The organism is Mucilaginibacter sp. PAMB04274 (assembly GCF_039634385.2).
In the GTDB taxonomy this organism is placed as follows: domain Bacteria; phylum Bacteroidota; class Bacteroidia; order Sphingobacteriales; family Sphingobacteriaceae; genus Mucilaginibacter.
Map to the genome: position 1 here is coordinate 296,801 of NZ_CP155081.2, position 13,129 is coordinate 309,929.

General features: G+C 43.5%; 14 protein-coding genes. 13 read left to right on the top strand and 1 reads right to left on the bottom strand.

Features of this window, described 5'->3' with window-relative positions; translation table 11 throughout:
• Positions 1 to 116: 116 nt before the first annotated feature.
• The 6 genes from ABDD95_RS01345 (at position 117) to ABDD95_RS01370 (ending at position 5,773) form a co-directional block, all read left to right on the top strand.
• The gene (locus ABDD95_RS01345; protein WP_345950106.1) at positions 117 to 563 is read left to right on the top strand and encodes a cytochrome B; all 447 of its coding nucleotides are present in this window, start codon (positions 117 to 119) and stop codon (positions 561 to 563) included.
• 273 nt (positions 564 to 836) lie between these two features.
• Positions 837 to 2,246 (top strand): anthranilate synthase component I family protein, encoded by a 1,410-nt coding sequence (locus tag ABDD95_RS01350; RefSeq protein WP_345950107.1) that lies wholly within the window; start codon positions 837 to 839, stop codon positions 2,244 to 2,246.
• Positions 2,247 to 2,318: 72 nt separating this feature from the next.
• Positions 2,319 to 2,933, top strand: coding sequence for an aminodeoxychorismate/anthranilate synthase component II (locus ABDD95_RS01355; RefSeq protein WP_345950108.1), 615 nt, complete (start codon positions 2,319 to 2,321; stop codon positions 2,931 to 2,933).
• A gap of 60 nt (positions 2,934 to 2,993) precedes the next feature.
• The gene (trpC, locus tag ABDD95_RS01360) at positions 2,994 to 3,779 is read left to right on the top strand and encodes an indole-3-glycerol phosphate synthase TrpC (RefSeq protein WP_345950109.1); all 786 of its coding nucleotides are present in this window, start codon (positions 2,994 to 2,996) and stop codon (positions 3,777 to 3,779) included.
• Positions 3,780 to 4,044: 265 nt separating this feature from the next.
• On the top strand, positions 4,045 to 5,229 hold the full coding sequence (hflX, locus tag ABDD95_RS01365; RefSeq protein ID WP_345950110.1) for a GTPase HflX: 1,185 nt from the start codon (positions 4,045 to 4,047) through the stop codon (positions 5,227 to 5,229).
• A 283-nt stretch (positions 5,230 to 5,512) separates the two neighbouring features.
• Positions 5,513 to 5,773, top strand: a complete 261-nt coding sequence (locus ABDD95_RS01370; RefSeq protein WP_345950111.1) for a helix-turn-helix transcriptional regulator — start codon at positions 5,513 to 5,515, stop codon at positions 5,771 to 5,773.
• 29 nt (positions 5,774 to 5,802) lie between these two features.
• On the opposite strand, the gene ABDD95_RS01375 is transcribed toward ABDD95_RS01370, so the two are convergent.
• Positions 5,803 to 6,183: a DUF2809 domain-containing protein gene (locus tag ABDD95_RS01375; protein ID WP_345950112.1), complete on the bottom strand. Its 381-nt coding sequence runs from the start codon at positions 6,181 to 6,183 to the stop codon at positions 5,803 to 5,805.
• 134 nt (positions 6,184 to 6,317) lie between these two features.
• Here ABDD95_RS01375 and aspS point away from each other — a divergent pair, with 134 nt between their 5' ends.
• The 7 genes from aspS to ABDD95_RS01410 all read left to right on the top strand — a co-directional run bounded on the left by aspS (position 6,318) and on the right by ABDD95_RS01410 (position 13,118).
• On the top strand, positions 6,318 to 8,063 hold the full coding sequence (gene aspS, locus ABDD95_RS01380) for an aspartate--tRNA ligase (RefSeq protein ID WP_345950113.1): 1,746 nt from the start codon (positions 6,318 to 6,320) through the stop codon (positions 8,061 to 8,063).
• Between the two features lie 36 nt (positions 8,064 to 8,099).
• Positions 8,100 to 8,534 (top strand): FKBP-type peptidyl-prolyl cis-trans isomerase, encoded by a 435-nt coding sequence (locus ABDD95_RS01385; protein ID WP_345950114.1) that lies wholly within the window; start codon positions 8,100 to 8,102, stop codon positions 8,532 to 8,534.
• A 148-nt stretch (positions 8,535 to 8,682) separates the two neighbouring features.
• A complete protein-coding gene (locus ABDD95_RS01390) occupies positions 8,683 to 9,114 on the top strand; it encodes a hypothetical protein (protein WP_345950115.1) in 432 nt (143 codons plus the stop codon).
• 71 nt (positions 9,115 to 9,185) lie between these two features.
• A complete protein-coding gene (locus ABDD95_RS01395; protein WP_345950116.1) occupies positions 9,186 to 10,493 on the top strand; it encodes an amidohydrolase in 1,308 nt (435 codons plus the stop codon).
• 19 nt (positions 10,494 to 10,512) lie between these two features.
• Complete coding sequence (locus ABDD95_RS01400; RefSeq protein WP_345950117.1) at positions 10,513 to 11,364, top strand: hypothetical protein; 852 nt, start codon at positions 10,513 to 10,515, stop codon at positions 11,362 to 11,364.
• A gap of 28 nt (positions 11,365 to 11,392) precedes the next feature.
• The gene (locus ABDD95_RS01405; RefSeq protein WP_345950118.1) at positions 11,393 to 12,724 is read left to right on the top strand and encodes a M20/M25/M40 family metallo-hydrolase; all 1,332 of its coding nucleotides are present in this window, start codon (positions 11,393 to 11,395) and stop codon (positions 12,722 to 12,724) included.
• A 163-nt stretch (positions 12,725 to 12,887) separates the two neighbouring features.
• A complete protein-coding gene (locus ABDD95_RS01410; RefSeq protein WP_345950119.1) occupies positions 12,888 to 13,118 on the top strand; it encodes a hypothetical protein in 231 nt (76 codons plus the stop codon).
• Positions 13,119 to 13,129 lie beyond the last annotated feature (11 nt).

The window sequence follows — 13,129 nt, forward strand, 5'->3', positions numbered from 1 at the left end:
TTAATTAAGCAGCTAAAATGATAGAAGACTTTTAATAATAGCCGGATTGTTACATCAAATTCATCAAAAAATCGGCGTCGCTCTATTTTATCCTATATTTGCCAAAAAATTATCATATGTCGGCTTACGAAATTTTAAGGTATCTGCACTCAGGCTTCAGGTTTGTGGTTTTAGTATTAATTGTGGTAGCTATTTTAACTGCTTTAGTAGGATGGCTGGGCCGTAAAGCTTACACTAAAGGAAACCGCAAGCTATATATGTTTGCCATGATATCGGCACATACCCAGTTCTTGATTGGGCTGGTTCTTTACTTCATCAGCCCGTTTGTACAATTTGGCAGCAACACCATGAAAGAAGCTACGACCCGTTATTGGACGGTAGAGCATATTGCCATGATGCTGTTTGCAATTATATTAATTACCATTGGCCATAGCCGTTCCAAAAAGGCAACCTTGCCCGAGGCTAAGCACCGTGCAATTGCCATCTTTTACTTACTGGCAACAATAATTATAGTAGTGGCTATTATACAAAGCCAACGGCCATTTTTAGGCATTAGCGGTTAATTTGAGGCTGGCAATTTATTGTAATGCACTAATTCTAAAATTATTGTGCATGCATTGAAAATTAATTTCACAAAAAGTTTGTAACCTCATTTTTCTTTCTATATTTGCCTTTGTATTTATGACAAAACAATTACATAATCTGATTTGGTGGCACCTAAGTAATAAGGCAGCCCGGTTAGTTTATTAGTTAGAAAAGATTAAGCAATTATAAACCTGATTTGAGACCCGGCGCCAACCACGCCGGGTTTTTTTGTTTTATACTATTTATCAATAATGCAAACGTTTAAAATAACTACTACCTATAAAAAGCTGCTTGCTGATACCACTACACCGGTAAGCATTTATCTGCGGCTACGGGATATTTTTCCCAACTCGCTGCTGCTGGAAAGCTCAGACTACCATAGCCGCGATAACAGCATGAGCTATATATGCTGTGAGCCCATAGCCGGCCTAACTTTAAGTAAAGGTGTATTAACACAAAAGTTTCCGGACGGCAGCCAACAGGTACAGGAGCAGGGCCAGTTTAACCTGGTGCGCCAGATAGACGAATTTTTAAAACGCTTTGAGACCGAAGCCCTGCCGCTTAAGATAATTTCTAACGGCCTATTTGGCTACTTTACGCATGAGGCGGTTGAGCATTATGAAACCATTCGCCTTAAGAAGGTTGAAAATGATGTGCGGCAGATACCCGAAATGCAATACCATGTATACCGCTACCTGATAGCGATTGATCATTTCAAGAACGAGCTGTACATTTTTGAGAACCAATATGGTGAAGATGCCGATGATAAAGGCCTGGAAAAAATGGAGTACCTGTTAAAAAGTAAGGATTTTCCAGAATACCACTTTCAAACTAAGGCCGAGGAGCAATCCAATCTTACCGATGTAGGTTTTATGGATATTGTGGAAAAGATGAAACAGCACATTTATCGTGGTGATGTTTTCCAGATTGTGCCGTCACGTGCCTTTTCGCAAACCTTTGCTGGCGATGAGTTTAATGTATACCGGGCTTTGCGCTCGGTTAATCCCTCGCCTTATCTATTTTATTTTGATTACGGTGATTTCCGCATCTTCGGCTCATCGCCCGAGGCGCAAATTACCATCAAAAATCGTATCGCCAGTATTTTCCCCATTGCCGGTACCTTTAAACGCAGCGGTAATGATGAGAAAGATGCTGAAGCTGCCCGTGCGCTGGAAAACGACCCAAAAGAATCGGCCGAGCACGTGATGCTGGTTGACCTGGCCCGTAACGACCTGAGCCGCCATTGTGAGCAGGTGGAGGTAAAGGCCTTTAAGCAGGTGCAATATTACTCGCATTTAATTCACCTGGTATCTCACGTAAGCGGTAAACTAAGACCCGATGTTTCATCGTTTAAAATAGTAGCCGATACATTTCCGGCCGGTACGCTGAGCGGTGCGCCAAAATTTAGGGCTATGGAAATTATCGATGCGAACGAAAACATCAAGCGGAGCTTTTATAGCGGCGCCATTGGTTACCTCGGCTTTAACGGCGATTTTAATCACGCCATTATGATACGTTCCCTATTAAGCAAGAACAATGTTTTGCACTACCAGGCAGGTGCTGGTATTGTGGCCGACTCAATACCCGAAAGCGAGCTGAATGAAGTGAATAACAAAGTAGCTGCTTTACGTAAGGCCATTCAAATGGCGGGTGAGTTATAGTGTGGAGGTACAAGCCGATGGATCTTGGTACAAGTGTTAAAGAAAAGATATTAATATTGTAAGATATAAGCAATGAGCTTGAATAAAGATATAGAAAATAAGACGCTACCTTTTAAGGGAAAAGTGCTGATTATAGATAATTATGACTCGTTTACGTATAACCTGGTGCATTTGGTTAACGAGTTGGGCTTGGAGTGTGAGGTATGGCGTAATGATCAGTTTAAGCTCGAAGACGTGGATCAATTTGACAAGATCATTCTATCGCCTGGGCCGGGCATACCATCTGAAGCGGGCTTGCTGCTTGATGTTATACGTAAATACGCGCCTACTAAAAGTATTTTTGGTGTATGTTTGGGTCAGCAGGCTATTGCTGAGGTGTTTGGCGGCAGGTTATATAACCTGAGCAGGCCTATGCACGGCATATCAACACCTGTTAAGGTTACCGATATAGATGAGCCGCTGTTTGCCGGTTTACCCGAGCAGATTAGTGTAGGCCGCTATCACTCCTGGGTAGTATCAAAAGAAGGCTTACCTACGGAACTAACCGTTACCGCTGTAGACGAAAAGGACAACTCTATTATGGCCCTGCGCCATAAAACGCTTGATGTTCGCGGCGTGCAGTTTCACCCCGAGTCGGTGTTAACGGAGTACGGGAAAGAAATGATGCGAAACTGGTTAAGCTGCTAGTAATTAATCAAAATAAATAACGTCATTGCTTCGTGCCCCGAAATGACGAATACATAAAAGATGACGATATTAGATAAAATAGTGCTGCGTAAAAAGAAAGAAGTAGCAGCAGCTAAAATAGTTACCTCGTACACGCAATTGGAAGAACGCGACCTGTTTTTACGTGAGCCGTTATCCTTTCGCGATTTTTTGCTGGATCCTGAGCGTACCGGTATCATTGCCGAATTTAAGCGCAAATCACCATCAAAAGGGGTTATCAACGATCAGGTAAAAGTAACCGAGGTTACCCGCGCGTATGAAAATGCAGGCGCGTCTGCTTTATCGGTTTTAACCGACAGACACTTTTTTGGCGGCAGCAAAACTGATTTATTGCACGCGGCCAAATTTAGCTATGTACCCATTCTGCGCAAGGATTTCATGATTGATGAGTATCAGATTGTAGAGGCTAAAACACTTGGTGCCGATATTATTTTGCTTATAGCAGCCATACTTACTCCAGCCGAGATAAAGCAGTTTGCGGCGCTGGCCAAGGGCATAGGCATGAACGTTTTGCTGGAAGTGCATAACCGTGAAGAGCTGGAACGCAGCCTGGACGATAACCTGGACGCCATTGGTGTAAATAACCGTAACCTGGCCGACTTTTCGGTTTCGGTTGATACGTCATTTCAATTGGTGGAGCACATCCCTAATCAGTTCCTTAAAATATCCGAAAGCGCCATTAGCAGTACCCACGTTATCAAACAGCTCAAAGCGGTAGGGTTTAACGGTTTCCTGATAGGTGAAAACTTCATGCGTCAACCCAACCCCGGTGCGGCAATGGAAGAGTTTGTAAAGGAGTTAAGGTAAGTGCCTTTTCCTTCTGGTATTTAGTATTCCTGAATACAATTGAGCAGATGAATTGGGTTCTTATTACACCAAGGTTTGGTAAAGCGGGCGTTCAGGTTGCCTTGCGAACATGAAATGTATTAAGCATGGGTTGCTTCATTCCTCGCCAAAAAGAGGGGTTAAGTATAGGCTGGTTCTAACTGCTATTTTGGCACCAAAACAACTTTAATACCTGCAACTTAGCCGGTTTTACAACCTTGGCATTTACATTGTTATATTACTGTTAATGAAACAAAAATTTTATGATACTGCTATCAAGCAGGAAACCGCTGTGCTGGTAGGTATCATTACACCAAATGAAACCGAAGCACAGGAGAAAGAGTATTTAGAGGAGTTGGAGTTCTTGGTAGACACTGCAGGTGGCAAAACGATACGAACTTTTACGCAACGTATGCAACGGCCGGACCGTGCAACTTTTGTGGGCTCTGGTAAACTGGAAGAGATAAAGGCCTATGTAATAGCCGAAGAAATAGATATGGTGGTGTTTGATGATGAACTATCGCCATCGCAATTGCGTAATATTGAACGGGAACTGCAGGTAAAGATACTAGATCGCAGTAACCTCATTCTGGATATTTTTGCTGGCAGGGCACAAACGGCACAGGCTAAAACCCAGGTTGAGTTGGCCCAGTTGCAATACCTGTTACCCCGCTTAACCCGTTTATGGACCCACTTGGAGCGCCAAAAGGGTGGTATTGGTATGCGTGGTCCGGGTGAGTCGCAAATTGAGACCGACCGTCGTTTGATCCTGAACAAGATATCGCTGTTGAAAGACAGGTTAAAGCAGATAGACAAGCAAAACGAAACACAACGCAAAAACCGTGTTCAGCTGGTACGCGTAGCGTTGGTAGGTTATACCAACGTAGGTAAATCAACCATCATGAACATGATCTCTAAATCGGAAGTGTTTGCCGAGAACAAGCTATTTGCCACGCTGGACACAACGGTTAGGAAAGTGGTGATCGAAAATCTTCCTTTTCTGCTGTCAGACACGGTAGGGTTTATCCGTAAGTTGCCTCACCATCTGGTAGAGTGCTTTAAATCTACCCTGGATGAAGTACGCGAGGCTGATATCTTGGTCCACGTAGTGGATGTATCGCATCCTAACTTTGAGGATCATATGAATACCGTTAACGAGACGCTGAAAGACATAGGCGCTATTGATAAACCGGTTATAACCGTGTTTAACAAAATAGATGCCTACCAGCCGGTACCTACACATCCGGAAGATCCGGCCCCAGCACTTACGCTCGAAGAATTTAAACACAGTTGGATGGCTAGTCATAATAGTCCGGCAATCTTCATTTCGGCGTTAAAAAAGGAGAACGTAGATGAGTTTAGGCAGTTGCTGTATGATAAAGTAATAGCTATTCATACTGAGCGATACCCATATGACCAGCTACTTTACTGATCAAACAGCTAGTTAAAAACACAAGGCGGACCTTATCAAAGTGTCTGCCTTTTTTATTTAAGTATTGGTAGTTGGCATTGCTACCTCAACTACCAAATTACTAACGTTTATCGCTTCTACTCTTGTAAAAACCATCGCTAAATAAAATCACTTTAAAACTACAAGGTGTAAATTCGATAACACACATTTGGCAATTCGATGTTATAGAACATGTACAATTACGTACCACTTTGTGAATTATAAGCTGTACGTATACTAATCCAAATATTTAGCCTTTAAATGCATGAAAGCATTGTGTGACGCAAAAACCAAAGCGGTAGCAGCCAATATTAGAAAATTACGTGAGTTTCGTAATTATACGCAGGAGTATCTGGCAGCTAAGCTTGATATTTCGCAAAATGCCTACAGCAAAATTGAGCTTGGGTATAGTAATATTACCATCAATAGATTAGTTGGTATTTCTGAAGTGTTGGAAATTGACCTGGTAGATCTGATCAATTTTAACTATGACAATTTAACGCAGCTTAAAGTTGCAAAAGCATAGTTAAAGATTGAGTAGCTTTAGGTTAAACCTCATTTACTTACGTGTTGTTTCTTAAAGACAAGCGCGTCTATAAAGAGGCCTAACAGCACGCCCGGTATATAAGCCAGTAAATCGCCCCATAAAAATCCCCTGCCTAAAATAAGGTGGCCGGGCACAGTATTTCTTACACGGTTAATCCATTCGGCTTGGTATAACTGGCTAAACTCTATAGCAAAGCTAAAAGCCAAGCTTATTAAAGCCACCTTGCCAATACTTCGTTCTATAAACAGGAAGCGAACCATTAAGTAAACCATCAACGCCCATAGGGTATCGCCCACCCACAGCGGTATAAAGGCAACTTTACGCGAGGCTAAGCCGGCAATAATTACAATAATAACAGCGCTTAATACTACCCAGCGGCTTTTAGACATGGTACAGCAATTAAAGCAGTGAAACTAATGCTTTTTAAGCATAAACGCATGTTGCAAGCCAAAATGTAAAGCCATAAAAAGTACCAAATGCAAAATCAAAAAACTACTTTTGCAAACTTTATAAATTTGGTACTATGCTTAGAACTCATACTTGTGGCGAATTAAACCTCAGTAATTTAGGTGAAACAGTAACCCTATGCGGATGGGTGCAAAAATCGCGCGATTTGGGCGGAACTACTTTTATTGACGTACGCGACCGCTATGGTTTAACCCAGTTAGTTTTAAACAACGATAGTGATATTGCTCTGCGCGATGCCGGCCGCAGCCTTGGCCGCGAATTTGTAATTAAAGTTACGGGCAAAGTGCTGGAACGCACCAACAAAAATACTAAAATACCAACCGGTGATATTGAAATTACCGTTGAAGCTTTAGATATACTTAACCAGGCCAAGATACCTCCGTTTTTAATTGAGGACGAAACCGATGGTGGTGAGGAATTGCGCGCCAAATACCGTTACCTGGATTTACGCCGTAACCCTATACGCAACAATCTGATTATGCGCTCCAAAATAGCGCAGGAGATTCGTAGATATTTAGATGCTAAAGATTTTATTGAAGTAGAAACCCCGGTATTGATCAAATCTACACCCGAGGGGGCTCGTGACTTTGTGGTGCCAAGCCGCATGAATCCGGGCGAGTTCTACGCTCTACCACAATCACCGCAAACATTTAAGCAATTGCTGATGGTAAGTGGTTTCGACCGCTATTTTCAGATTGTAAAGTGTTTCCGTGATGAGGATTTACGTGCCGACCGCCAGCCCGAGTTTACACAGATTGACTGTGAAATGTCGTTTATTGAACAGGAAGACATCCTGAACATATTTGAAGGTATGGCCCGCCACTTGTTCAAAACCATAAAAGGTATTGAGCTGGGCGATTTCCCGCGTATGCAATATGCCGATGCCATGCGTTTGTATGGTTCTGATAAGCCAGATGTACGTTTCGGGATGCAGTTTGTGGAGCTGAATGATCTGGTAAAAAACAAAGGTTTTAGCGTGTTTGATAATGCCGAACTGGTAATAGGTATTAACGCCAAAGGTGCGGCCGGCTATACCCGCAAACAGATTGACGAGCTGACCGAGTGGTTAAAACGCCCGCAAATTGGCGCCACCGGTTTAATTTATATGCGCCACAATGATGATGGTACGTTAAAATCATCGGTTGATAAATTTTACAACGAGGAAGAACTTAAAGGCTGGTCGGCCGCGTTTGATACCCAACCGGGCGACCTAGTGTTGATATTGGCCGGACAAACAGACAAGGTACGCAAACAAATGAACGAGCTGCGCCTGGAAATGGGTACCCGTTTAGGCCTGCGCAGCAAAGAAGTATTTGCACCGCTTTGGGTGCTTGATTTTCCGCTGCTGGAATTTGATGAAGAAAGCGGCCGCTGGCATGCCATGCACCACCCGTTCACTTCACCAAAGCCTGAGGATATTGCCAGGCTGGATACAGAGCCGGGTTCGGTACGTGCTAACGCTTACGATATGGTGATTAACGGCATCGAAGTAGGTGGTGGCTCTATACGTATTTACGACCGCGATTTGCAAGCCTTAATGTTTAAGCATTTAGGCTTTAGCGCTGAGGAAGCACAAAAGCAGTTCGGGTTCCTGATGGATGCCTTTGAGTTTGGTGCGCCGCCACATGGTGGTATTGCCTTGGGTTTCGACAGGCTGTGCTCCATTTTTGCTGGATTGGATTCTATCCGCGATGTGATCGCCTTCCCTAAAAACAACTCAGGCCGCGATGTGATGATCGACTCTCCGTCGGTAATTGCAGAGGCACAAATGAAGGAATTGAATATTAAAACAACTGTTTAGTTATCAGGGATGAAAAAGCTATTAATAATTTGTAGCATGCTCGTTTTTGTACTGGCGGCATGCAGTAAGAAAGAAGATGTTAATTATGCTGAACAACAAGCTGCGTTTGATGAGGCACAGATAAAGTCATATATTAATGATAATAAAATTGTAGCAACAAGAGATCCTTCTGGTGTTTACTATTCTGTTTTAACGCCTGGTACAGGTGCTTATCCTACCGCAACTTCAACCGTAAATGTAAACTATACCGGCAAGTTTACCGATGGTACCACTTTTGATAGCGGCAACTTCACCACCGTAGTAAATGGTAACGTTATTGAAGGGTGGAAGATAGGTTTGCAAAAAATTAATACCAATGGGCGGCTTTTACTTATGGTGCCATCTGCATTGGCTTACGGTCCGCAGGGCAGGGGTACTATACCAGCAAACAAAGTGCTGGTGTTTACTATTGATATGCTAAGTATTAAGTAAGCATTTAATAATGATAATATAACATAAGGGGCTTCAAGCCCCTTTTCTTTTTTGGTTAAAATTGTAACATCAACTACCGTTTGTGCGTCATCAACAAAAATTCAACATGCAGCTACGGGTTAAAGTACTAGTATTAGCAAATTTGCTCATGGCAGGTAGTGCATACGGCCAAGCTCGAAGCTCATTGGGGTTCACCCTGGGTGTTAATAAGACCTTCCATGAGTATGACAATCAGTTGCACCCCGGCATTAGCTTATTAGGTAATATACGCGTGTTAAATAAGTGGGCTGTCGAGCCTGCAATTTCCGTTCACGAGGTAAATGAGTATGTATCTGCACGCATTTCGGCCAAATACTATATAACCAATCGGGCTTTCATTACAGCAGGTCCATTCTTTTGGGTGGGTAACGATTTTTATAATGGGGTTGGCACAACAGCCAGTGCCGGTTATCGTGTGTTTAATAAACCGAATTACAACTTTGAGTTATCGGTTCATGGTAATTTTGATAAATTTAGTTACAACAGTAAACCAATAGCCGGTTTACGGGCAGCGTACAATTTCCATTTCCGTAAGCAGTAACCCCGCACTAATTACAACCAAGCTGGCTCATACATCTGCAAAATTCATATCTTAAAGGCCAAATCGCAGATATGAAAAAAATTTATTTCCTGGCCTTTTTACTAAGTGCCAGTTCCGCCTTTGCACAAACAGATGCGCTCAAAACTGCAGCCGCAAAAAGAGCCGATGCAATGCAACCTAAATTGGTAGCCTGGCGGCGTGATTTTCATCAAAATCCCGAGTTAGGTAATCATGAAACACGTACGGCGGGTATTATTGCGGCGCATCTAAAATCTTTAGGGATAGATGTGCAAACTGGGGTAGCCAAAACAGGTGTGGTGGGTATTTTGAAAGGCGGTAAGCCCGGCCCCGTAGTAGCCCTGCGGGCCGATATGGATGGCTTGCCTGTTACTGAGCGAACACCGGTGCCCTTTGCATCCAAAGTTAAAGCAACTTACAATAATGCAGAGGTAGGCGTAATGCACGCCTGCGGGCACGATACACATGTGGCTATCCTGATGGGGGTAGCTGAGGTGCTTGCATCCATGAAGAGTGATTTACGTGGTACTGTAAAATTCATCTTTCAGCCTGCTGAGGAAGGTCCGCCGTTTGGCGAGGAAGGCGGGGCGGAATTGATGGTAAAGCAAGGCGTGTTGCAAAACCCCAAGGTGGATGCCATATTTGGTCTGCATATTAATGCCCAAACTGAGGTTGGTAAGATCACCTATCGCCCTGGTGGTACCATGGCCGCAGTAAATGATATGCAAATCATCGTGAAGGGTAAACAGGCGCACGGCGCTTACCCATGGAGCAGTGTAGACCCGATAGTAGTTTCGGCGCAGATCATTAACGCCTTGCAAACCATTGTAAGCCGTAATTTAAACGTTACCGAAAATGCAGGCGTGGTAACCATAGGTGCTATCAATGGCGGTAACCGTTCTAACATTATACCCGAACAGGTAACCATGATGGGTACCTTACGTGCTTTGAGTGCTGAGGATGAAAAGATGCTAATAGAGCGGGTTAAAACCATAGCCACCAAAACTGCCGAAGCAGCCGGAGCTACAGCCGAGGTAAAGATTCCGCTGAGTACCCGTTACCCGGTAACTTATAATGACCCTAAGCTAACCGAAAAAATGCTGCCTACCTTACAGGCAACCGCCGGTGCCGCTAATGTACTGTTACGCCCTGCAGTAACCGGTGCCGAAGATTTTAGCTTTTTTCAGGAAAAGGTACCCGGCTTGTTTATCTTTTTAGGTGGTATGCCCAAAGGGCAGGATCCGCTCAAAACCGCCGCCCACCACACACCCGACTTCTTTATAGATGAAAGCGGCTTTGGCCTGGGTGTAAAAGCCCTATGTAATTTAACACTGGATTATATGGCGGGTAAGGGGAAATAAGCTGCTTAATAGGATGTTTATGAAAGTGCAAATTTTTACGTTTTTAAGCGTTTTGTTTGTTGTTGGTTTTAGCGCCAAAGCTCAAAAGAAAGATGTTAATGCTATTGCTGACAGCATACAGCAGGAAGCAAAACGAATTTATAACTCAGAGATGGCCTCCTGGCATGGTACAGATATATTTTTAGCTAAGTTGAAACATAAACAAGCACAAATAGGAGGCTACATCTCTTATGATGATGGTAACAGTGTTAAAAATGTGTTCTTCAACAAAGGCGACAGTCCGGATGTGTTATCAACAATTACTTTTGATTACAGCTTCGATTTAAACCATTACAAAATAGATACTATTGCACGTAAATTAACTAGCGCGGAAAATGAGTTAGTTGTGCTTCGTAGTAAAGCTATTGAAACTTCAAAAACTGATACTTCATTTAAAAGGTATCAAAACACAAATCTGAATTTCATACCTCTTATTTATAATGGCTTTAAAAGAGTGTATATATTGACGGGACCAACGGTAAGTAATGTTATTGTATTTGGCAACGACTACTTGATTGAGTTCGATCAATCCAATAATATCTTGAGTAAAAAGAAGCTGCACAGAAATATTTTACCTATGCAGACCAAGCACGGCGATGGGCAAACTGCTGGTGTGCATAATCATCAACCAGAAACCGGCGATTTTATCACAGCAACTGATGTATGCACGCTGATGCTCTATAAAAACATAACCGATTGGAAAACACATTATGTACTGTCTAAAAATTATGTCTCTAGTTGGGATATGGCTAAGGGAGGAATGGTTATTTTAACAATGGACGCATGGAAAAGAATAGTTAATGATACAGCGGGGAAGAAGCCAGCCAATTAACATTAATGTAATTACTTCTTAAAAGAAAATGAGAAAGCTTTTATTTAAAACATCACTAACTGTTGCGGCGGCAGTAGCCACAACTTTGGTTTTTGGCCAGGAGGAAGCTCCTGGCTCCTATAAAACAACCGTAGCCGGCAAAGTATATATCCAACAAATCAACACTATTGCCAACAAGGCTGCAATTAAGAAAGCCTTTCAAACCATTGTAGATAAGCAGCCGCAAACTCTGCAGGATCATATGCTGCTTACTAAGATACCTGCGCCTCCTTACCAAGAAATGCAGCGGGCTAAAAAGTATGCGGAGATGCTAAAAGCAGCCGGTGCCGATTCGGTTTGGATTGATAACGTAGGTAATGTAATTGCACGGCGTAAAGGCAAAGGCGGCGGCAAAAAGGTTGTAGTGTTGGAAGGGCACCTGGATACGGTGTTCCCTGAAGGCACAGATGTGAAAATTAAGCATAAAGGCGACACACTGTATGCGCCCGGTATTGCTGATGATACCCGCGCCCTGGCCGTAGTATTAACCGTGCTGAAAACTGTAGAAAAGGAAAATATCGAAACCGATGCTGATGTGCTGTTTATTGGCGCCGTAGGCGAGGAGGGCCCTGGCGACTTGCGTGGCGTGAAGAACCTGTTTAGTAATAAAGGTCCCGGTAAGATTGATGCCTACATTGCTGTTGATGGAACCGGTATGGACCGTATTGTACACCGTGGTTTGGGCTCACATCGTTACCATATCACCTTTAAAGGGCCTGGCGGGCATTCATCAGGTGCCTTTGGGCTGGTTAACCCGCATAATGCTTTGGGCCGTGCTATACACTACTGGGCTTTAGATGCCGATAAATTTTCGCGCCAACCCGGTGAGCGCGTAACCTACAATGTGGGTGTTATAGGCGGCGGTACTTCTGTAAATTCAATTCCGTTTGAATCTTGGATGGAAGTAGATATGCGTTCGGAAAGCCCCGAGCGTGTAGCCGGTATTGATAAACTGTTGCAGGATGCCGTGCAACGCGCCCTGAAAGAAGAAAACCAGATGAAACGTATGGGGCCAGATTTAACTGTTGACGTAAAAATGGTAGGTGACCGCCCATCGGGTGTTGAGGACCCGGCTACTCCTTTTGTGCAGCGTGCTATTGCCGCTACCAGTTATTTTAATACCGGTGCTATACTGGGCGTTGGCTCAACCAATGCTAACATTCCTATTGCCAGGGGCGTTCCGGCCGTTACTATTGGCAGTGGAGGTAAATCGGGCGGTGCACACGCACTGAACGAATGGTTTTTGGACGATAAAGGATACCAGGCAACGCAAAGAGCATTGTTATTGTTAGTGGCCGAGGCCGGCATAGCAGCAAAATAAGCATTTTAAAACAATTGTGAATAGAAAAGAGACTGGCGCTGGCTGGTCTTTTTTTGTTTGCGACGGGGCTTGTTTCAATGCTTGCTTATTGGTCACGCATTAATAAGCACACTAAACATAAACATTTGCCGGCTTGTTACTGTTCAACAATAAAGCCTGTATTATGATAGTTACTATGGAACAAGCTGCCGATTGGCAGGATATTATAGCCTACCGGGCTATGGCCACGCCACACGATCCATCAGAAGAAAGCCTGGCCGATGATGATGACGATGCATTTGACGATGAGATGCAGGACGAAGAAGATCTGTATGAACTACGCGTAAATGAGGACTCTAAGGAATTAGACCCGGCAGATGACGACCACTTACCGAATGAGGTGTTACCTAAATAAGTCTTTACTGC